General features: G+C 69.3%; 18 protein-coding genes. 9 read left to right on the forward strand and 9 right to left on the reverse strand.

Annotated elements, in window-relative coordinates:
• Nucleotides 1-36: 36 nt before the first annotated feature.
• From SK803_RS34565 to SK803_RS34580, 4 genes are read right to left on the reverse strand one after another with little or no spacing between them, the layout of a single operon-like run.
• Nucleotides 37-864 carry a carbohydrate ABC transporter permease gene (locus SK803_RS34565; protein WP_319970388.1) on the reverse strand — a complete coding sequence of 276 codons (828 nt, stop codon included), beginning with the start codon at nucleotides 862-864 and terminating at the stop codon, nucleotides 37-39.
• A gap of 1 nt (nucleotide 865) precedes the next feature.
• Nucleotides 866-1,765 (reverse strand): carbohydrate ABC transporter permease, encoded by a 900-nt coding sequence (locus SK803_RS34570; RefSeq protein ID WP_319970389.1) that lies wholly within the window; start codon nucleotides 1,763-1,765, stop codon nucleotides 866-868.
• Nucleotides 1,762-3,036 (reverse strand): sugar ABC transporter substrate-binding protein, encoded by a 1,275-nt coding sequence (locus SK803_RS34575; RefSeq protein WP_319970390.1) that lies wholly within the window; start codon nucleotides 3,034-3,036, stop codon nucleotides 1,762-1,764. Before SK803_RS34575 ends, SK803_RS34570 begins: the two co-directional genes overlap by 4 nt.
• Before the next feature lie 46 nt (nucleotides 3,037-3,082).
• Nucleotides 3,083-4,114: a LacI family DNA-binding transcriptional regulator gene (locus SK803_RS34580; protein WP_319970391.1), complete on the reverse strand. Its 1,032-nt coding sequence runs from the start codon at nucleotides 4,112-4,114 to the stop codon at nucleotides 3,083-3,085.
• Nucleotides 4,115-4,560: 446 nt separating this feature from the next.
• Between SK803_RS34580 and SK803_RS34585 the strand changes: the two genes are divergently transcribed.
• The 8 genes from SK803_RS34585 to SK803_RS34620 all read left to right on the forward strand — a co-directional run bounded on the left by SK803_RS34585 (nucleotide 4,561) and on the right by SK803_RS34620 (nucleotide 13,401).
• Complete coding sequence (locus tag SK803_RS34585; protein WP_319970392.1) at nucleotides 4,561-6,831, forward strand: cellulose binding domain-containing protein; 2,271 nt, start codon at nucleotides 4,561-4,563, stop codon at nucleotides 6,829-6,831.
• Entirely contained in the window at nucleotides 6,831-8,498 is a 1,668-nt protein-coding gene (locus SK803_RS34590; RefSeq protein WP_319970393.1) for a cellulose binding domain-containing protein, read from the forward strand. The genes SK803_RS34585 and SK803_RS34590 overlap by 1 nt, the downstream gene beginning before the upstream one ends.
• A 147-nt stretch (nucleotides 8,499-8,645) precedes the next feature.
• Nucleotides 8,646-10,646, forward strand: a complete 2,001-nt coding sequence (locus tag SK803_RS34595) for an ATP-dependent Clp protease ATP-binding subunit (protein ID WP_319970394.1) — start codon at nucleotides 8,646-8,648, stop codon at nucleotides 10,644-10,646.
• A 25-nt stretch (nucleotides 10,647-10,671) separates the two neighbouring features.
• Nucleotides 10,672-11,676, forward strand: coding sequence for a BtrH N-terminal domain-containing protein (locus SK803_RS34600; RefSeq protein ID WP_319970395.1), 1,005 nt, complete (start codon nucleotides 10,672-10,674; stop codon nucleotides 11,674-11,676).
• A 62-nt stretch (nucleotides 11,677-11,738) separates the two neighbouring features.
• Complete coding sequence (locus SK803_RS34605) at nucleotides 11,739-12,074, forward strand: ArsR/SmtB family transcription factor (RefSeq protein WP_319970396.1); 336 nt, start codon at nucleotides 11,739-11,741, stop codon at nucleotides 12,072-12,074.
• 93 nt (nucleotides 12,075-12,167) lie between these two features.
• A complete protein-coding gene (locus tag SK803_RS34610) occupies nucleotides 12,168-12,398 on the forward strand; it encodes a response regulator transcription factor (protein ID WP_406601625.1) in 231 nt (76 codons plus the stop codon).
• A 320-nt stretch (nucleotides 12,399-12,718) separates the two neighbouring features.
• On the forward strand, nucleotides 12,719-13,081 hold the full coding sequence (locus SK803_RS34615; RefSeq protein WP_319970397.1) for a cupin domain-containing protein: 363 nt from the start codon (nucleotides 12,719-12,721) through the stop codon (nucleotides 13,079-13,081).
• Complete coding sequence (locus SK803_RS34620) at nucleotides 13,078-13,401, forward strand: hypothetical protein (protein ID WP_319970398.1); 324 nt, start codon at nucleotides 13,078-13,080, stop codon at nucleotides 13,399-13,401. Before SK803_RS34615 ends, SK803_RS34620 begins: the two co-directional genes overlap by 4 nt.
• Nucleotides 13,402-13,432: 31 nt before the next feature.
• On the opposite strand, the gene SK803_RS34625 is transcribed toward SK803_RS34620, so the two are convergent.
• Genes SK803_RS34625 through SK803_RS34635 form a run of 3 tightly spaced genes read right to left on the reverse strand, consistent with a single transcriptional unit; the run spans nucleotide 13,433 to nucleotide 16,870 of the window.
• Nucleotides 13,433-15,184: a choline/carnitine O-acyltransferase gene (locus SK803_RS34625; protein WP_319970439.1), complete on the reverse strand. Its 1,752-nt coding sequence runs from the start codon at nucleotides 15,182-15,184 to the stop codon at nucleotides 13,433-13,435.
• Nucleotides 15,185-15,202: 18 nt separating this feature from the next.
• On the reverse strand, nucleotides 15,203-16,000 hold the full coding sequence (locus SK803_RS34630) for a class I SAM-dependent methyltransferase (RefSeq protein WP_319970399.1): 798 nt from the start codon (nucleotides 15,998-16,000) through the stop codon (nucleotides 15,203-15,205).
• Between the two features lie 9 nt (nucleotides 16,001-16,009).
• Nucleotides 16,010-16,870 carry a HalD/BesD family halogenase gene (locus SK803_RS34635; protein ID WP_319970400.1) on the reverse strand — a complete coding sequence of 287 codons (861 nt, stop codon included), beginning with the start codon at nucleotides 16,868-16,870 and terminating at the stop codon, nucleotides 16,010-16,012.
• Nucleotides 16,871-17,016: 146 nt separating this feature from the next.
• On the opposite strand from SK803_RS34635, the gene SK803_RS34640 reads away from it, so the two are divergent.
• A complete protein-coding gene (locus SK803_RS34640) occupies nucleotides 17,017-18,294 on the forward strand; it encodes a hypothetical protein (RefSeq protein ID WP_319970401.1) in 1,278 nt (425 codons plus the stop codon).
• A gap of 105 nt (nucleotides 18,295-18,399) precedes the next feature.
• On the opposite strand, the gene SK803_RS34645 is transcribed toward SK803_RS34640, so the two are convergent.
• A complete protein-coding gene (locus SK803_RS34645) occupies nucleotides 18,400-19,056 on the reverse strand; it encodes a response regulator transcription factor (protein WP_319970402.1) in 657 nt (218 codons plus the stop codon).
• A complete protein-coding gene (locus tag SK803_RS34650; RefSeq protein WP_319970403.1) occupies nucleotides 19,053-20,198 on the reverse strand; it encodes a sensor histidine kinase in 1,146 nt (381 codons plus the stop codon). The genes SK803_RS34645 and SK803_RS34650 overlap by 4 nt, the downstream gene beginning before the upstream one ends.
• Nucleotides 20,199-20,256: the final 58 nt, after the last annotated feature.

Here is a 20,256-nt window from a genome sequence, read left to right on the forward strand (position 1 = left end):
TGAGTCCCCCTCCTGAATGAATCCACTGTGGACTTCTCACTTGATGCCGGTGGTCGCGATGCCTTCGATGAAGCGCCGCTGGAAGACGAGGAAAACGAGCAGGACCGGGACGACGACGATGGTGGCCCCGGCCAGCAGCAGGCCGTACTGGATCGAGTTCTGACCGGTCGAGTAGAGGGCGAGCGCGACCGGGAGCGTGAACTGGCTCTCCTGCTGCGCCACGACCAGGGGCCAGAGGAAGTTGTTCCAGCTGCCGAGGAACGTGAGGATGCCGAGGGTGGCGAGCGCGGGCCCGCACAGCGGCAGGATGATCCGGGCGAAGATGCGCACCTCGCCTGCGCCGTCGACACGTCCCGCGTCGAGCAGTTCGCCCGGCAGGCCGATGATGAACTGGCGCATCAGGAAGACGCCGAACGGCGAGACGAGGAACGGCAGGATCAGCGCGGGCAGCGAGTTCGCCAGGCCCGCGTTGACGACGAGGACGTACAGCGGCACGAACGTGACCACGCCGGGGATCATCAGGGTCGCCATGACGACCGCGAACAACGCCCGTTTGCCCTTGAACTCCAGCTTGGCGAGCGCATAGCCGACCATCGAGCAGAAGAGCAGGTTCCCGGCGGTCACCAGCACGGCGACGATCGCCGAGTTGAGGAAGTACGTCCCGAACTGCAAGCGGGAGAACAGTTGCGTGTAGTTGTCCAGGGACGCGGCCTCGGGCAACCAGGTGGGCGGGTTGGCGCGGATCTCGCCTTCGCCCTTGAAGCTGCCCAGCACCATCCAGGCGAACGGCGCGACCACGGCGACGAGCGCGATCGTGAGAGGAACGTAGAGCCACCAACGGTTCTGCGTGCGCGCGTTGGTCATGTCATCCCCTCTCCCGCAGCAGGCGGAACTGCAGGGCGGTCACGATCGCGATGACGACGAAGATCAGATAGCTCATGGCGGAGGCGTAGCCGTAGTTGCCGAAACCGAACTGCCGGTACGTGTACATCGACGCGGAGATCGTCGAGTCGAGCGGACCGCCGTTCGTCATGACGTAGGGCTCCTCGAAGAACTGGAGATAGCCGATCGCCGTGGTCACCGAGACGAACAGCAGCGTCGGGCGCAACAACGGCAGCGTGATGTGCCGGAACCGCCGCACCGGCCCTGCGCCGTCGATCGACGCGGCCTCGTGCAACGACGCGGGAACCGCCTGCAGCCCGGCCAGGAAGATGATCATGGCGGTGCCGAAGTTGCGCCACGCGGCCATGAGGATCAACGCGGGCATCGACCAGTCCGGGTCGCCGAGCCAGTTCGGGCCGTCGATCCCGACCCAGCCGAGCACGGTGTTGATCAGCCCGAACTCGTCCTGGAGCAGGAACCGCCAGACCACCGCGACCGCGACGATCGACGTGATGACCGGCGTGTAGAAGCCCAGCCGGAAGAACGCCCGGAACCGCGTGATCCCCTTGTCCAGCACGACAGCGGCCGCCAGCGCGATGATCAGCGTGAGCGGCACGCCGACCAGCACGAAGTACGCGGTGTTCGCGGCCGCCGTGCGGAAGATCGGGTCGGCGAACGCCTGGACGTAGTTGTCCAGCCCGACGAACTCCACGGCGAACGGCGTGCGCAGGTCGCGGTTGCGGGTGTCGGTGAAGCTCATGAAGAGCGACTGGACCACCGGCCACGCCGTGAAGACTCCGAACAGCAGGCAGAACGGGAGGATGAGCCCCCACGCCGCCCGCTGCACCCCTCGCCTGCGGCGGGCGGGGACGGACAAGCTCACCGGCCGGTGCCGATCGAGTCGGCCGACGACTGAGCCGCCTTGAGCGCGGTGGCCGGGTCGGCACCGGAGCGGGCCACCTTCTCGACCTCCGTGTCGAGCGCGGTGATGGCCTGTTCCCACGTGGCGAAGGTGGGCGGCGACTGGGCCGTGTCGAGCTGCTTGCCGAAGGTGGCCAGCTTGCTGTCTGCGGTGAGAGCCGGGTCCTGCCAGGCGCTCTTCACCGACGGCAGGTCCGTCGACTGCTGGTACCACTTCACCTGCACCTGCGGGCTCGCCAGCCAGTTGACGAACTTCCAGGCGGAGTCGCGGTTCTTGGTCGTCTTGAAGACGACGAGGTTGCACCCGCCGACGAAACTCGACGAGGTCTTCTTGGTCGGCATCGGCATGACGTCGTACTTGTCCTTGAAGCCGGCCCCGCCGAGCTTCTCGACCGCGGACATCATCCAGGGGCCGGAGATGAACATCGGCACGCGCCCGCTGACGAAGTCCGGTTCGGTCGTGGGCTGCGCGGGCGCTTGCTTGTCCGCGATGCCCTCGGAGAAGAACGAGCCGTAGTACTCCAGCGTCTCCCGCATCTCCGGGCTGTCGAAGTTGTACGCGGCACCGTTGTCCTTGGTCAGCGACGCGCCGTTCGACCACGCGAAGGGCAGCAACGACTGCCACGAGCCGGTGCCACCGGCCTGCAGCCCGATCCCCCACTTGGCGCCGGCCTTGGCCTGCATGGCCTTGGCCATCTCCTTGAGCCCCGGCCAGTCCTTCGGCGGCGTCTCATAGCCGGCGGTCTTGGCCAGGTCCTTGCGGTAGTAGAGAAGCCGCGTCTCGACGTACCAGGGAATGCCGTAGGAGGTTCCGCCGACCTCGGTAGTGCGTTGCGCGCCCTCGAAGAACGCGCCCTTGTCGATCGACGAGGGTGTCGGGTCGAGCGCGTCAAGGCCCGCGAACTCGCCCATCCACGTCGATCCCACCATGGCCGCGTCGGGCGCCTGGCCGGCGGTGATCGCCGAGGTGAACTTGTTGTGGGCGGCGTCCCACGGGATGGCGGTCACCTGGACGTCGACGCCGGGGTTCGCGTCCTCGAACTCCTTCGCGAGCGCCGGGAGCTTCTCCCCCTCGGCACCCATGGCCCAGACCGTGATGGTGCCGGTGGCGGGACCCTGCGCGATGTCGGCGCTCGCCTGGCCGCCGGCCTGCTCGTCGCCGCGTCCACACGCGGCCAGGACCAGCACCAGGGCCGACACCCCCGCGATCGACCTGGAAGTTTTGCGCACCATTGCTTTTCGCTTCCTCTCGGCGTTCGTCTCGAGTAGACGGTGGTGATCAGGTGGCGGCGCGGCAGCCGCAGGAGGAGCGCACCACCAGCTGCGTCGGCAGCGTTTGCGCTCGTGACCGCGGCGGCTCGCCGCTCACGAGTTCGTGCAGGCGGTCCGCGGCGAGCGCGCCCAGTTCGTGGACGGGCTGGCGAACGGTGGTCAGCCCGGGCCGCACGTACCGCGCGGTCATGACGTCGTCCCAGCCGACCACCGCGACGTCACCGGGCACGTCCCTGCCCGCGTCCTGCAGCGTGGCCATGATCGACAACGCCAGCTCGTCGTTGGCGCACATCAGAGCGTCCGCCTCGTACGCACCAGCCAGCATCCGTTGCGCGAAGGCAGTGCCTTCGGCCTCACGCAGCGCGACCCGGACGGGCTCGGCGGCGTCGAGACCCCGGTCCCGGTGCGCGGCGACGTAACCCGCGTACCGGTTGTGGATGTCGGGACCGCTGTCGGGATCGCCGACGAAGAGCGCCCGCCGCTTCCCGTGGTCGAGCAAATGCCCGGCGAGCTCCCGCGCGCTCTCCAGATTCTCGGCCGACACCGCCTCGACGCCGTCCTGGGGCTCCCCCGCGATGACGACGACCGGCTTCTTGGCGCGCAGCAACCGCACCACGTCGGCCGAGATCGGCGCCGACCCGAACACCGCGATGGCGTCGACCCTGGTCGCCAGCTGCCGCACCGCCGCGGCCAGATCGGTGCGGCTGTCGGTGAGCACGAGCACGACGGACTGAGCGAGTTCGGCGGCACGCGCCTCGAACCCCATGAGCAGCTCGGCGTAATAGGGCCCGGAGAGCTCCGGCAACACGAGCCCGTGGGCCTCGTGATGGCGCACCGCGAGACTTCGCGCCGCTCCGAGCGCCACGTAGCCGAGCTCCTCGACGGCGGCGAGCACCTTCTGGCGGGTGGGCTCGGACACGACCGTCACGCCCTGCAGCACCCGTGACACGGTGGCGATGCTGACGCCGGCGTGCTCGGCGACCGAGTAGATCGTCGCCCCCTGCCGGGCCTCAGGTGAGGCCTGGTGCTGCTTCGCCATAGCTCTGCCTGCCGCCCTGTCGTCGCCGATAGTTCCATGTAAGCGCTTACATGTCACTCTTGGTAATGTAAGCGCTTACATGTGGGTGTTTCGGCAAATATAGGCACGACGGGACGCCCGGCACAAGGGTGCAGCGCGCCGGACACCCCGCAGACGCGTACCGCCGCCGAGCGCTGACGCACCGGCCCAGCGCAAGGACACCAATTCAATTTCCGCACTTGCGGACACCATCAACAGGTTTTTGCAAACGTTTGAGAATTCCCTATTTCACATCTCTGACGTTTCACATACTCGAACATCGTCACGGATTCGCGCCCAGTCATTGACGAAAGCGGGATGCGCTATTAACAATTCCAGCCGCCACAGTGTGAACCGCCCCACACCTGCGGCCGGACAATTCCCTGGAGGCTTGTGTGTCCCGAAAACAAGGCTTAGGACGAGCCGTCGTGCTCAGCATCGTGGGCACACTCGCCGCGGCGGGCATCGCCGTTCTGGTGAATGCCGCCGACGCGGCCCCCGGCGCGGGCGCGCTCACCGGGCTGGACACCTCGGCGGCCAACCGCCGGGCGCCCGTCAGCGGCCTGTACGACTGGAGCAGGGCCGGGTACCGGGGTGGCCAGAACCTCCCCGGCGCGAGCGAGGTCAACTCCAGCGCGGCCTGCCAGATCACCGCGGCCGAGCTGGCGAGCCAGTTCGGCGTCCGGCCAGACGACGGCCAGGACGACTCGGCCGGCCTGCAGTCGGCCATCGACTCGATCAGGACGACCTGTTCGCCGTCGGCGAGCTACACCAAGCTGAGCCTGATCACGCTGCCAGCCGGTGAGCTGGCCGTGTCGCGCGAGCTGCACGTGGACGCGGACCACCTGATCGTCCGCGGCGCGGGCAGGGACGCCACGAAGATCACCTACCGGCCGGACGCGAACACGCTGTACGACGCGCTCACGCCGGACGGTTCGGACTGGGACGAGGACGGCATGACGTCCGGGCAGGGCAAGGGCGGCTGGCTGTGGCCGGGCCGCGGCCTGTTCCGGGTCCAGTCACGGGGCGTCGACCCGAGCTACGCGAGCGACTACGCGGCGGCTCCCGAGAACCGCAAGGACATCTTCGAGGGCACGGTCAACGTGCACTGGAAGGTGGGCGCGAAGGTGACCGCCGCCGCCAAGGCCGGTGACCGCACCATCAACGTGCAGTCGGTCGCGAGGATCAAGGCCGGCGAGTTCGTGAACGTCCGAGCCGCCAACTCGGTCAAGTTCTACGAGCAGCAGTTCGCCGCCGGAACCGAGTATCCGATGCTGAACATGCACATGCGCCAGCAGATTTTCACCGTCGTCTCCGTCTCGGGCACCACGGTGACGCTGGACAAGCCGCTGGAGTTCGACGTCCCGGTCAACTCGACCTCCGACGGTTCGGCACCGATCGCCGGGGCGACGTACGACTCGAAGGTGGCCCCGCTGGTGGACCCGGTCGTCGGCGTCGGCTTCGAGGACTTCGGCTTCACCCAGGCGATGCCCGGCCTCAACCAGGCCGACTCGATCAACAACTACGGCAACATGGCGCCCGCCGCGGAGATGCACGGCATCGTCTTCAAGTGGGCGGCCAACTCCTGGGTGCGCGGCATCAGGGCGGAGATGACCGGGTCGCACCCGATCGTCACCGAGGAGGCCAAGAACCTCCAGATCGTGAACAACGAGCTCGACGGTTCGTGGAACAAGGGCAAGGGCGGCAACGGTTACTTCCGCGGCTCGCGGGTGTGGGACTCGCTGTACGCGGGCAACACCTCGCGCAATCTGCGCCACTTCACGTTCCAGTGGTCCGCGGCGGGCAACGTCGTGGTGGGCAACGACTTCGACTCCGACCTGAACCTGCACGGCGGCTGGGAGCGCAACAACCTGTTCGAACTGAACACGGTCCGGGTGCCCTACGCCCACCGCTCCGGCAACTGCCGCGCCAACTGCGGCGAGGAGGGCGGCGGCGGTCCCGACAACTCCAACTGGTTCCCGATCTGGTGGGGCGCGGGCAAGAAGGCCGTGAAGTGGTCCGGCGCGTCCGGTCCCCGCAACGTCTTCTTCAACAACACGATGACCAAGCAGACGGCGACCGGCGGCCCGTTCAACGACTACTACGCCGACCACGCGCGGATCTACCAGTTCGGCTGGAGCGGCACGGCCTACCAGCACCTCGACATCGGTGGCACGCCGATCACCGACTGGGCCACCAACGAGCAGCGCGACTTCACCGGCGGCCACGGCGTGGACGCCACGAAGACCGACTCGGCGGCGTCGCTGTTCCTCAACTCGATCAACGGCACCCCTCCGACCAGCACGACCACGTCGACGACCACAACCACCACTACGACAACGACTTCACCGACGACGACCACCACCACGAGCACGACGCCGCCGGGTTCGTGCCTCACCGCCAAGATCTCCCAGACCTCGGTGTGGAACGGCGGCTACGGCGCCGACGTGACGCTGACCAACAGCTGTGCCACCGCGACGACGTCGTGGACGGTCGAGTTCGACCTGCCCTCCGGCACGACGGTCAGCAGTTCGTGGAGCTCCGTCCGGACGTCCACGGGCCAGCACCACAAGTTCACCAACGCGAGCTTCAACGGCACCGTCAAACCCGGCGCCAGCACCAAGTTCGGCTTCAACGCCTCGGGCGCCGGCCTCCCCACCGGCTGCACCGTGAACGGCAAGTCCTGCGGAGGCAACTGATGGGTACACGAGCACTGGCGCTCGCCGGGGTGGCCGCGACGGTCGCCGCACTGCTGAGCAGCGCCTCGGCGGAGGCCGCGGCACCCGTGCTGAAGGCTGCGGTCACCCAGACCTCGGTGTGGAACGGCGGCTACGGCGCGGACGTGACGATCACCAACTCCGGTGACGCCGCGAGCACGTCGTGGACGGTCGAGTTCGACCTGCCCTCCGGCACCACGATCACCAGTTCCTGGAGCTCTGTCCGCACATCCAACGGCCAGCACCACAAGTTCACCAACGCGAGCTTCAACGGCACCGTCAAACCCGGCGCCAGCACCAAGTTCGGCTTCAACGCCTCGGGCGGCAGCCTGCCCACGAACTGCACGATCAACGGGGTGGCGTGCGGAGGCGGCACCACCCCGCCCACCGACACGCAGGCGCCCACCGTGCCCGCGGGTCTGCGGTCCACCGGCGTGACGTCCAGTTCGGTGTCGCTGGCGTGGACGGCCTCCACCGACAACGTCGGCGTCACCGGCTACGAGGTGTTGCTCGGCGGCGCGGTCAGCACGACCGTCACCGGCACGTCGGCCACGGTCAGCGCCCTGTCGCCGGCCACCGCGTACTCGTTCTCCGTGCGCGCCAAGGACGCGGCGGGCAACAAGTCGGCGGCGAGCGCGGCCGTCAGTGCCACGACCAGTCCAAGCAGCGGCGGCAGCACCGTCGACGTCTCCACCGCGGCGCAACTCCAGGCGGCACTGGCCGCGGCCACCCCAGGCCAGACGATCAAGATGGCGGCGGGCACCTACCGCGGCTCGTTCGTCGCCAACAGCCGCGCCGGCACCGCGTCCCAGCCCATCACCCTGAGCGGCCCGCGGGACGCCGTCATCATCAACGACGGCCCCACCGGCGAGGCCCCGTCCTGCCCCGCGCCCACCGCGGGCTGGGACTCGGGCTACGGCCTGTGGGTCTTCAACTCCCCGTACTGGAACCTCACCGGGTTCACCGTGCGGGAGTCGAAGAAGGGCATCGTCCTCGACAACTCGCACCACACCACGATCGACTCGGTCTCGGTGCACCACGTCGACGAGGAAGCCGTCCACTTCCGCCGCTCCTCCGCCGACGGTGTCATCCGCGACTCCACCATCACCGACACCGGCCTCGTCCAGCCCGGCTACGGCGAAGGCGTGTACCTCGGTTCCGCCAACTCCAACTGGGCCTGCCACGGCAACACCGGCGGCATCGACCGCAGCGACCGGATCCAGGTGCTCGGCAACAAGATCGGCCCGAACGTCGCGGCCGAGGCGATCGACGTCAAGGAAGGCACCTACGAGGGGATCATCCGCGGCAACACCTTCGACGGCCAGGGCATCACCGGCCAGAACTCGGCCGACTCCTGGATCGACGTCAAGGGCATCGGGTACGTCATCGAGGACAACACGGGCACGTTCCGCAGCCCCGGCACCTTCGCCAACGGCTACGAGACCCACAACACCAGCACCACCCCCAGCCTGCCCAACGGCTGCGGCAACACCTGGCGCGACAACCGCTCCGATCTCGGAGGCGTCGGCCAGTACGCCATCAACATCACCTCGGTGTCGAAGTGCTCGGCGATGCCCAACGTCGTCTACGCGTCGAACACCGTGACAGGGGCGGTGAAGGGCCTCACCAACGCACCGGTCACCCCGTAACACCCCGTGGGGGTGTGCACCGGCGGCATTTCGGCAGCTGCCGGTGCACCTGCCCGGTCTGGTGCGCCCTTCTCTGGTCTGTGCTCACGCCTCACAAGGGGGAGGATCGGAGACGAAGGCCTTCGACCGACTGGAGGTGGGCGGGCCGTGGGCGACGACTGGGTGTTCGGCTTCGGGTCCAACTCGTGGGAGGACCTGGTCGGCAAGCTGTTCGGCGGGCTGGGGCAGCCCCAGTCCGGGACGCGGCGCACGGACCACTTCGGGCGTGACCTCACCGCCGCCGCACGGGACGGCCTGCTCGACCCGGTGATCGGGAGGGAGGACGTGATCGACGAGGTGCTCGAGGTGTTGTCGCGGCGCACCAAGAACAACCCCGTGCTGATCGGGGATCCGGGGGTGGGCAAGACCGCCGTCGTCGAGGGCATCGCCGCACGGATCGCGAGTGGCGAGGTGCCGGCCACGTTGAGCGGCAGGCGGCTGATCTCCCTGGACCTCGCGGGCATGGTCGCCGGGGCGAAGTACCGGGGCGAGTTCGAGGAACGGCTGGACGCGGTCATCAAGGAGGTGGCCGCGACGGGCCGGATGGTGGTGCTGTTCATCGACGAGCTGCACACCGTGGTGGGCGCGGGCAGTGCCGAGGGTGCGCCGATGGATGCCGCGAACATGCTCAAACCCGTGCTCACGACCGGGAGGCTCCAGGTCATCGGGGCCACCACGGTCGAGGACTACCGGCGGTACGTCAGGAAGGACGCCGCGCTGGAGCGGCGGTTCCAGCCGATCCTGATCGCCGAACCGTCGGCCGACGAGGCGATCGCCATGCTCCACGGCCTGCGCGCTCGGTACGAGATGCATCACGGGGTGCGGATCACGGACGAGGCGATCGTGTCCGCCGTGCAGCTCTCGGCCCGTTACGTCACCGATCGGTTCCTGCCGGACAAGGCCGTCGACCTGGTGGACCGCGCGGGCGCGCGGGTCCGGTTGCGCGAGAAGTCCGCGGCACCACCGGATCCGGAGTTGCGGGTGCGGCGGCTGGAGCGGGAACGGGCCGCCGCGCAGGGCGAGGACGCGCTGGCCCTCGACGAGGAGCTCGACCGGGCCGTCGCCGACCTGGAGGCCGCTCGCGCCGCGCTGGCCGACGCGCCGGAGGTCGGGGCGAACGACGTCGCCGAGGTCGTGTCCCGCAGCACGGGCATCCCCCTCGCCCAGCTCACCGAGGCGGAACGGCATCGGTTGCTGCACCTGGAGGACCACCTGCACCAGCGGATCGTCGGGCAGGACGAGGCGGTGGAGGCGGTCGCCGACGCGGTCCGCCAGGGGCGGGCAGGCCTCAAGCACCCGCACCGGCCCGTCGGCTCCTTCCTGTTCCTCGGGCCGACCGGGGTGGGCAAGACCGAGGTCGCGCGGGCGCTGGCCGAGGCGCTCTTCGGCTCGCAGGACCGGCTGATCCGGTTCGACATGAGCGAGTTCTCGCAGCAGCACACGGTCGCGCGGCTGATCGGCGCGCCACCGGGGTACGTCGGCTACGAGGACGCCGGTCAGCTCACCGAAGCCGTGCGGCGCGGCCCGTACTCGGTCCTGCTGCTGGACGAGATCGAGAAGGCGCACACCGACGTCTTCAGCACCCTGCTGCAGGTGCTCGACGCGGGCAGGCTCACCGACGCCCAGGGACGAACCGCCGACTTCGCCAACACCGTCATCATCATGACCAGCAACATCGGCGCCGACCAGCTGCTCACGGCGGGCACCTCGGGTGTCCCGGTCGAAGAGCTGCGCGAGCCGGTGCTGGCAGGGGTTCGCCGTCGTTTCCGCCCGGAGTTCCTCAACCGCCTGGACGAGATCATCCTGTTTCGCGGCCTCGACTCCGCCCAGCTGCGGCAGATCACCGCGCTGCTGCTCGACCCCACCCGTCAACGGCTGCGCGAGCAGAACATCACGCTGGACGTGGACGACCGCGCGGTCGGCTGGCTCGCCACCCGCGACCACGTCCCCGAGTACGGCGCCCGGCCGTTGCGCCGCACCATCGCCAAGGAGCTCGACCGGCGGTTGTCCCGTGCGCTGCTCGCGGACGAGTTGCGCAGCGGGCAGCACGTCGTCGTCACCGCCACCGACGAGGGCCTGACCCTCACCGTCACGGATCCGCCGGCCTGAGGGTTGACCCTCACACGGTGAGAGGGTGGACGCTGCCGGGGTGATCATCGAGAACGTCTCGTTCCCCGCCGGTCAGCACTGCGAGACCACCGCGCTCGGCGCTCTGCTGCGGCACGAGGGCGTCGAGGTGTCCGAGCCGATGCTGTTCGGTCTCGGCGAAGGTCTGAGCTTCATCTACTGGGACGCCAGGAACATGGCTTTCCCGTTCCTCGGCGGTCGCGTCAAACCGTTCGCGCTCACCCGGACCGCGGCCGACCGGCTGGGCCTGACGCTGCACGTCCAGGAGACCGCCTCGCCCCGCAAGGCCTGGCAGCACGTCACCACCGCCATCACCGCGGGACGGCCAGCCGGCCTGCAGCTGGACTCGTACCACCTGGACCACTTCACCACGAAGGTCCACTTCGGTGGCCATTTCGTCGCGATGCGCGGCTACGACGACACGCACGCCCACCTCGTCGACACCGCCCAGCAGGGCGGCTCCGTGACGACCACGCTGGCGAGCCTGGAGAGGGCCCGCGGCGAACGCGGACCGATGACCGCGCGCAACCTCTCGTACACCATCGCCTGCCCCACCGGCCTGCCTGATCTGGGCGACGCGGTCCGGAGTGCGGTCTCCGCCAACGCACACGCCTTCCTCACCCCGCCCATCGCCAACCTCGGCCACCGCGGCATCGGCAAGGCGGCCCGGCAGGTGACGCGGTGGCTCGACCGCTCGAGCGACCCGTCCCACGACCTTCCCCTCGCCGCGACGCTGATGGAACGCGGCGGCACCGGCGGCGCGCTGTTCCGCGCGATGTACCGCGACTTCCTCGCCGAAGCCGCCGAAATCGCCGACGACGACAACCTCCGCCTCGGCCATCGGCTGTACGCCGAGATCGCTCCACTGTGGACGGAGGTGTCGCGGCACATCACGGCCGCGGGGGAAACCGGCGACCCCGGCCACCTGACCCGCGCCTCGGCGATCCTCACGGAGCTGGCGGAGCGGGAGCGCCACGCGATGCAGGTCCTGAGCGGCGTTCGCACCGGCTGACCGTTCACGAAGGTTCGACGGCGGTCGTACTATCGACGGTGTCGAAGTCGTGAGGAGTCACCGTGGCACGCCCCCGCACCACCCCGCGCACCGTGGAGCACCCCGAGCTGTCCGAGGTCTCGTTGCAGCAGGCCCTGGAGGCGCTGGCGGACCCGGTCCGGCGCATGGTCGTGTGCCAGCTGGCGCAGGCGGGCGGTGAGAAGGGCTGCGGCACGTTCGAGACCCCGGTGTCGGACTCGACCCTCACCCACCACTTCAACGTGCTGCGCGAGGCGGGCGTGATCCGGCAGCACTACCGGGGCACGACCAAGCTGAACTCGTTGCGCGAGGCCGAACTGGAGGCCCGGTTCCCCGGCCTGCTCCCGGCCGTGGTGACCGCGGCCGAGGCAGAGGCATAACTTTGATCGTCGTCAAAGTTTGACGGCTATCAGGCCGTCGCGGCGGGCGAGTTCCTCATCGGCAAGACCATCGCCGCCCGCTTCGGAGCGCTCATGCACCCGGTGGTGGAACGGTCGCCTTATCCCTTCCCGCAGCTGACCGGAAAGGAGCGGGAGGTGCTCGACCGGATCGCCGCCGGCCGGTCGAACGTCGCCATCGCGCGCGAGTTCACCCTGGCGTCGAAGACCATCAGCAACCGGGTGTCCGCGATCTTCGCTCAGCTCGGCGTCGCCGACCGCGCCCAGGCGATCGTGCTCGCCCGCGACGCGGGGCTGGGCCGCTAGATGCCTGATTCCAAGGAGATGGCGCTGTTGGCGTCTGCAAGTACCGCCAACTCTTGATCGAATCGCCCCCAACTACACCCAACTGCCCTGGAACCCGGCCGGCGGCACGAACCCGCCCGCAGCGGCGGCCGACGAGTTGGTGGCAGGAAAGTGCTGGATGATCTTGAGTTGGCGGTACTTGCAGACGCCACGGGGGCAAGGAGGTTTGGGCCTACCTCGTGGCAGTAGTTCCTGGCACGAAAGGGAAAGCGTCCCCTGTCGGCCGGGAAGCCCGCGAACCTACTGTCCGCGTCGTCGCCGAACGTCGATCGGAGTTGGGGATGCCGACAAACCACGTGGACTTCCGCAGGCGCGAGCCGGAGAACCTCGTCCGCGAGCACGGGCTCGACCTCAGGCTGCTGCACCCGTGGCCCGGCCTGGCCACACCGTTCCGCGGCGCCTGGTGCGTGCTGCGCCCCGGAGATCGCACCGACACGCACCAGCATCGCGAGCAGGAGCTGTTCATCGCGATTGCGGGACGCGCCGAGGTCGTCGTGGGCGAGCACACCCACGTGCTCGCGGCCGGTGACCTGATGCTGATGCCAGGGGACGTGAACCACCACGTCCTCAACCCGCACGACGAGGACTTCTCGTACTACGCGATCTGGTGGGACGGCGTCATGGCCGAGGAGTACCTGGCGTGATCGACTACAACGGGCGCAGGTTCCGCAAGCCCGACAGCGACCCCGACACCGTCGCCGAGTACCACCAGGAGGGCGACCTCGTCTGGGCCGACTTCGCCGGTGGTGCCGTCCGCCGCGGCTCGATCGCCGGGACGCGCGCGCCGGACGACACCCTCCACTTGGGATACACGATGGTGCTTACGAACGGTGACGTGATCTGCGGGCACACCGTCAACACGCCCGAGTTCACGCCAGAGGGACGCCTGCGGCTGCGCGAGGAGTGGCAGCGCTACGGTCCGCACGCCGCGGCCGGCACCTCCTACGTCGACGAGGTCGGCTGACGCCGGGCCCGCGGGCCCGGCCCCCTGCCGATCAGTCGTCCGTCGCGAGCAGGTCCTGCAGTTCGTGGATCGCCTCGCCGAGCCGGGCGGCGAAGGTGTGCATCTCCTCCGCGACCGGGCGGGGCGTGCTCAGGTAGAGGTTGAACCGGTCGGGCAGCAGCACGTAGGCGACACCGATGCACTTCGGGCTGGTCGAGCCGAAGCCGAAGTACTGGATGTGTTCCGACGGCGCCGAGCTGGTGCTCAGGTAGTCGTCCCGCATGATCGTCCAGCCTGGAGTGTCGTACAGCGCGAGCGGTTCGGTGCCGCCCCGGCGCTTCTGGATCAGCTGCAGTTCCCACAGGTGCTGTTCGGGGGCCGCACCGACCTGGCACTCCTTGGCGCGCTGGACGTGCTTGTCCGCTGCGGCGCGCAACGCCGCCCGGCGGGTGGCGCGAGAGGCCGCCGGATCCTCCATCGTGGACACGAACTGGACGGCCTGCGGGGTCACCACCCGCATCGCCTCGGTGCGGCCGTTCTGGAACTGCCGGGTGCCGATCGACTCGTACGTGGCGCCCTGGAGGCCCTTCGACCGCTGGTGCGCGAGCTGGTAGGCCATCTGCACGAACGCGTCCGGCGAGATCCGCAGTTCCTTCGCGCGTTGCTTGCCGAAGTCCTCGAACGACAGCGTCACGGTCGCGGTGTCCGCGCCGTACTGGGCGAAAGACGCTGCGGCCGCAAGGGAGTCCTCACGCAGCTCGTCCGTCAGCACGAACTCGATCGGCTCGGTCGCGGGCAGGCCCTGCGACGTCGCGCCGGAGACGCGCAGGTGTTCGTCGGCCGGCGTGCTGAGCAGCGCGTCGGTGAACGCGAGGATCGTGGTGCCGTCCAGTTCGCAGTGCTCGACGTTGATGCCCGCGCGGCCGTCCGCGAAGACGATGAACGTCACGGCCTTGTCGAACCACCGGTTCGCGCTGTCGCCGTGCAGCAGCTGGTCGCAGGCCGCCAGCGTGTCCGCGGGCGCGAAGTCCTCCAGCGCCACGCAGAACAACGCGGTCTCGATCGTCTCCAGCGCCTCGGCGTTGTCGACGAGGAGTGCCTCACGGCTGCGCGCCCACTCCGCCCGCGCCTTGGTGGTGAAGGGCCCGGCCGAGAACTCCGCGCGGTCCGCCTTCATGATCGCCTGCAGGCCGCCGGCGAGGTCGCCGAGGTCGTGCGGCACACCGTCCTGGCCGAACACGTCCATCCGGAACGCGTTGCCGCGGAAGAAGACCACGACGTGCCGGGCGGTGGACGGGAACGACGTGCGCGCGGTGTCCTGCTGGACGTGCGGAATCCGGGTGGCGGAGAACAGGAACTTGTTCTGCACCATGGACTGCGGCTCACCCCGCAGCACGACCGGCGGGATCTGCTCGGCGTCGAGCCGCACCTTGTACGCGACCGCGGCGGAGATCAGCGCCGCCGCCCGCTGCTCCTGGGTCTCGGCGACGTCGCGGAACAGGAAGAAGAAGTTCGCGTTCAGCGCGATCCGGTCCCGGCGACCGAGGTAGCGGGTCGGCCAGAACTTGTCGAGCCAGCTGCGCACACCGGACTGGGAGTTGAACTCCTCCAGTTCGGCGTGCAGGCCACGAGCGGGGCTGTCCGGCGCCAGGAACCCCTCGACCGCCGCCTCGGTGGCCGACAGCTCGGACTCGGTCAGCAGCGGCGCGCACCACTCCAGGAACCGGGCGCAGCTCTCCTCCAGCGTGGGCAGGGGCACCCGCGGCAGCTGGTCCTCGTAGCCGAACGTCTTGCCGTCGTTCACTGTCACCTCAGGGTCGTTTTAGGTGGGCCGCTTCGAAACGTGGAGCTGAGCGTAGAACCAGCCGTCGGACTCCAGGCCGGTCGGATCCACTCCCACACCGGACAGCGTGTCGAGCACCCGCGACTGTTCCTCCGGTGAGATGAACCGTCGCTGCTTGAACACCTGGTCGTGCCGCACCGTGGTGTAGCCGAGTTGATCGAGACTCGATTCGATCTCGTCGAACGGGAACATCCTCAGCACGAAGTGCGCCATCCAGGGCGCTCCGCTGGCGGCCACGACTCGGGTGAGGGTGTTCGCGCCGACGTAGCCCAGGCTGCCGGTCGAGATGACCAGGTCGACGTCGCCCAGCTGCCGCGCCTGTTCGGGAGTGGGGTCGGACCGTTCCAGATCCGCGCGCACGCCGTCGTCGAGGAACCCGGCCGCCGTCGCGTAGGACAGCGCGGGCTCCGAGATGTCGAGGCCGACGAACCGGGCCGGGATCGCCTTTCCCCGTTCCCGGACGAGTTCCTGGTCGTCCGCGAGCACTTCGGCGTGAGCGCGTTCGTCGATGCCGCAGTACCGGTCGTACAGGTCGTCCATCGTGAGGTCACAACGCAGCAGCGCCGCGTTGATGCCGTAGGAGGAACCGATGTCGAGCACCGTCGGGGTGTCGATCCCCCGCACCGCGCGGTAGTCGTCGATCAGCGCGGTGAAGTGCGGCTTGGCCAGCTGCGGGATCTGGTACTCGAGCCCGCGCAACGACGAGAAGTAGGCGCGCGGATCGGGCTGGGTGTAGATGTGGTCGAGCTCGACTTTGCCGGTCGCGTCGAATCGCACGTGTCTCCCTCAGGCCAGTCGCTCGTCCACCCGCACACCGGCCTGTTCGGCCGCGAGGTGGTCCGGCAGCACCCTGCCGAACAGCTGCCGCGTCCTGGCCACGCTTCCCACGACCCCGGGCCGCAGACTGTAGGCGAAGATCGCCGTGTGCCGCTGCCGTTCGCCGCGCACGGTGCTGACCTGGTGCAGTGCGTAGCGTCCCTTGAACAGCTGGAGATCGCCGACGCGGAGCGTGAGCCGGCGGACGAGGTGCTCGCCCTCACCGGCCAGGACGGCCCGCACGTCGCCGAAGTTCTCCTCTTCCGCCGAGCGGATGTTCGGGCAGTACTGGAACTCGCCGCCCTCGTCGGGCAGCTGGGTCAGCATGCTGACGGTGAACTCGTTGGTGTCGAAGTGCCACGGGTGCGCGCGGCCGGGTGGGATCACGTTGAGCACCAGGCCGGACAACGGGTCGGCCAGCTCGTGCAGCCGCGGCAGCTCGAAACAGCCCGCGACGAACCGCTGGAACACCTCGCTGGTGTAGAGCTGGTGGATGATCGCGTCGCGCGGAATGTGATCCCGCGCCACGAAGGCGTTGCCGCGTTCCATCGTGGTGCGGCCGGGGTGGTCCGGCGGAAGCGGTGTGTCGACGGCGATGTTGTACGCGTTCACGGTCTCGACGTCGTAGTACGCATGTGGCGCGATCTGCGCGCATTCCCGCCGCAGATCGTCGTGCAGGGCGGGCCGGATGAAGTCGGGCAGGACGCTGCAGCCGACGGTGTGCAGGTCGTGGTGGGTGCGCTCGACGACTTCCCGCCACGCCGCGCTGCCCGGTTCGGTCAGCGGATAGTCGGTGGTGTTCACGACCTGGTCGAGCAACCCCGATTCCATCGGGCCAGTGTCACGGCGCCGATGACGGCCGCGAAGTCCCTTGTGAGATTGTCCACGACAGGCATTCGGCGGTACCGGATGACCACCGGCGTGCGGCCGAACGGATTCCTGTCGTCCAAGTCTCGTCACTAGTAGCGTCCGAGGACATGAGACGACTGCTCAGCGTCGCGTTGTCGTTCGTTCTGGTGTCCACCGCCGCCGCGCACCCCGCGGTCGCCGGCGGCGGTGGTGGCGACAAGCCGTTGCCCGGCTACACGATCGTCAATCCGCCTCTCGCCCCGGTGCTGGTCGGCGGCAAACCCACGAAGGTCGTGCAGGGCGTGCACAGCCACGCCGGCTACATCATCGAGGTGCCGCCGCGCTGGAACGGCCGGCTCGCGATGTGGGCGCACGGCTACCGCGGCGAGGGCAAGGTCCTCACCGTCGACGCGCCGCCGTACGGACTCCGGCAGCGCTGGCTCGACGAGGGCTACGCCTGGGCCGCGTCGTCCTACTACGGCAACAGCTACGACGTCCGCGCGGGCGTGACGACGACTCGCGAGCTCGCGACCCTGTTCGCGCAGAAGGTGCAGCGGCCGAAGAAGGTCTTCCTGGCAGGCGTGTCGATGGGCGGGCACGTCATCGCGCGTTCGCTGGAGCAGTATCCGGGGTTCTACGCGGGCGCGTTGCCGATGTGCGGCGTGGTGGGCGACCACGAGCTGTTCGACTACTTCCTGAGCTACCACCTCGTCGCGCAGACCCTGACCGGCATCCGCGCCTATCCCCTGCCGCCGGACTACGCCACCACCGTGGTGCCCCGCATCCGGCAGGCGCTGGCAGGCCGCGACGACCAGTTCCGCGCCCTCGTCGCCACCCTGTCCGGCGGCGCCCGGCCCGGCACCGAGGCGGCCTACGCCTACTGGCAGGAGTTCCTGTTCAACCTCGTCTCCACCCCGACCGGCGACACCCTCGCCACCAACCCGCTGCAACTCGCCACGAACGCCACCACCCGCTACCGCCCGAACTCGCCGGTGGACGTGAACGCGTCCGTGCAACGGGTCCGTCCCGCGAACCCCGTCGCACGCAACACGTGGGCGCTCACCCAGATCCCCGCCGTGCAGGGCCTGCCGAGCGCCCCCGTCGTGTCGCTGCACGGGATCGGCGACCTGTTCGTGCCGTTCTCGATGGAGCAGGACTACCGCGACGACGCGGCCCGCTTCGGCCGCACCCACCTGCTGGTGCAGCGCGCCATCCGCACGATCGACCACTGCGAGTTCTCCCCCGCCGAGGTCGGGGACGCGTGGCGCGACCTGACCGCGTGGGTGGACCGGGGCAAACGGCCTTCCGGTGACGACGTGCGGCGGACGGGTGATCCGCGGTTCGGGTGCCGATTCAGCGACCGGCAGGCGATCGGCGGCACGAGGGCGCTGTTCCCGGCCTGCTGAACCGGCGTCGGTCCGCGAGATCCGGCTCCTCGTTCCGCAGCACGAGCGGTCCGGCCGGATGCGCACCACCGGCAGACACGACGACTCCGACGGCGAACCGCGCGATCAGGCGATGCGGTAGCCGACCCCCGGCGTCGTCGCGATCACCGGTGGGCCACCGAGCTTGCGCCGCAACCGGCCCACCGTCACCGTGACGGTGTTGGTGAAGGGATCGGCGTTCTCGTCCCACACCTGTTCGAGCAGGTCCTCTGCGCTCAGGAACCCGGGACTGGCCCGCAGCAACGCCTCCAGCACGGCGAACTCCTTCACCGAGAGCGCGAGTTGCCGGCCGTCCCGAACGGCGGTGCGGCGCACCGGGTCCAGCTCGATCCCGGCCGCGTGCAGCGTCCGGGGCCGGGCGTGCGGTTTGCGGCGGGCCAGGGCCTGGATGCGCAGCACCAGTTCCGGGAAGTGGAAGGGCTTGGCGAGGTAGTCGTCCGCGCCCAGGGTGAGACCGCTGACCCGGTCGCCGGGGGCGCTCGCCGCGGTCAGCATCAGCACCATCGGCCGTTCCGACCGATCGGTGATCATCTGGCACAGGGCGTCGCCGTGGATGCCGGGCAGATCGCGATCCAGCACCACCACGTCGTGGGCGGCGAGGTCGAGTTTGGCCACGGCGGCCAGGCCGTCGTGGGCGAGGTCCACGGCCATGCCCTGGTCGCGCAACCCTTCGGTGACGACCTCGGCGAGGGCGTGATCGTCTTCGACGACGAGGATCCTCATGCCGACACCGCTGCGACCGCCGCGGGAAGGGTGACCGCCACGTGCAGGCCGCCCTCCGGCCGGGCGAGCAACTCGAGGCGGCCGTCGTGGGCGGTGGCGACGGAGGCCACAATGGACAGACCGAGTCCCGCGGAGCCGGTGCGGTCGGCGCCGAGGCGTTCGAAGGGCAGCATCAGGCGCTCGACGTCCGCCTGGTCGAGGACTCGCCCGCCGGTTTCGACGACCAGCACCGCCTCCCCCTCGCGAGCCACGCCGGAGATCTTGATCCAGCCACCGTTCTCGTTGTGCGTGACCGCGTTGTCGACGACGTTGCCGACCAGCCGCGCCAACAGCGCCGGGCTGCCGCAGGTCGTCATGGACGGCAGGTCCACGGTCACGGTCAGGGCCTTGCTCTGCGCGTCGGCGCTCCGTTCGTCCAACGCCGCGGCGACGAGATCAGCGAGGTCGACGGGGGCGGCGTCGGCCAGCGCGCCGTGTTGCGCCCGTGCCAGCACGAGGAACCCGTCGAGCAGGTGATCGACGCGGTCCAGCTGGGTGCGCAGGCGGTCCGCCAGCCGAAGCGTCGAGCCGGCCGGGTCGGGCTTGGCGACGGCGACGTCCAGTGACGCCCGCATCGTCGCCAGTGGCGTTCGCAGTTCGTGGGAGGCGTTGGCGACGAAGCGGCGCTGTGCGGTGAACGAGGCTTCGAGCCGTTCGAGCAGGCCGTCGATGGTGTCGGCGAGGTCCTTCACCTCGTCTGCCGGGCCGGTGACGGCCAGCCGCTGGTCCAGGCTGTCGGCGGAGATGCGGCGGGTGGCGCGGGTGATGAGCCGCAACGGTCGCAGCACGCGCTGCGCCAGTCCCCTGCCGAGCAGCAACGAGACCGCCGCCATCACGATCAGGGCCGCCACCGAGCCGGCCAGCAGCTGACGGGTCTGCTGCTGGTGCACGGTGTCCAGCTGTTCCTGCAGCAGCCGGATCCGCGACTCCGCGGCGGCGAGACCGGTCTGCGCGGGCTGACCTCCGACCGGGGCGACGGTCGTCGAGCTGCCACCGGAGAGCAGGAAGGTCAGCACGAGCAGTCCGATGCCGGACAGCAGGAACACGACGGCGTACAAGATCGTGAACCGCCACCGCACGGTTCCGCTGCGCTGCCCCATCATGGCCTCAGCATGCCCTGACCGACCTGACAACGGCATGACAGGCGCGGTTCGGGCCGTG

Origin of the sequence: Lentzea miocenica (genome assembly GCF_033949945.1) — a bacterium.
GTDB lineage: Bacteria > Actinomycetota > Actinomycetes > Mycobacteriales > Pseudonocardiaceae > Lentzea > Lentzea miocenica.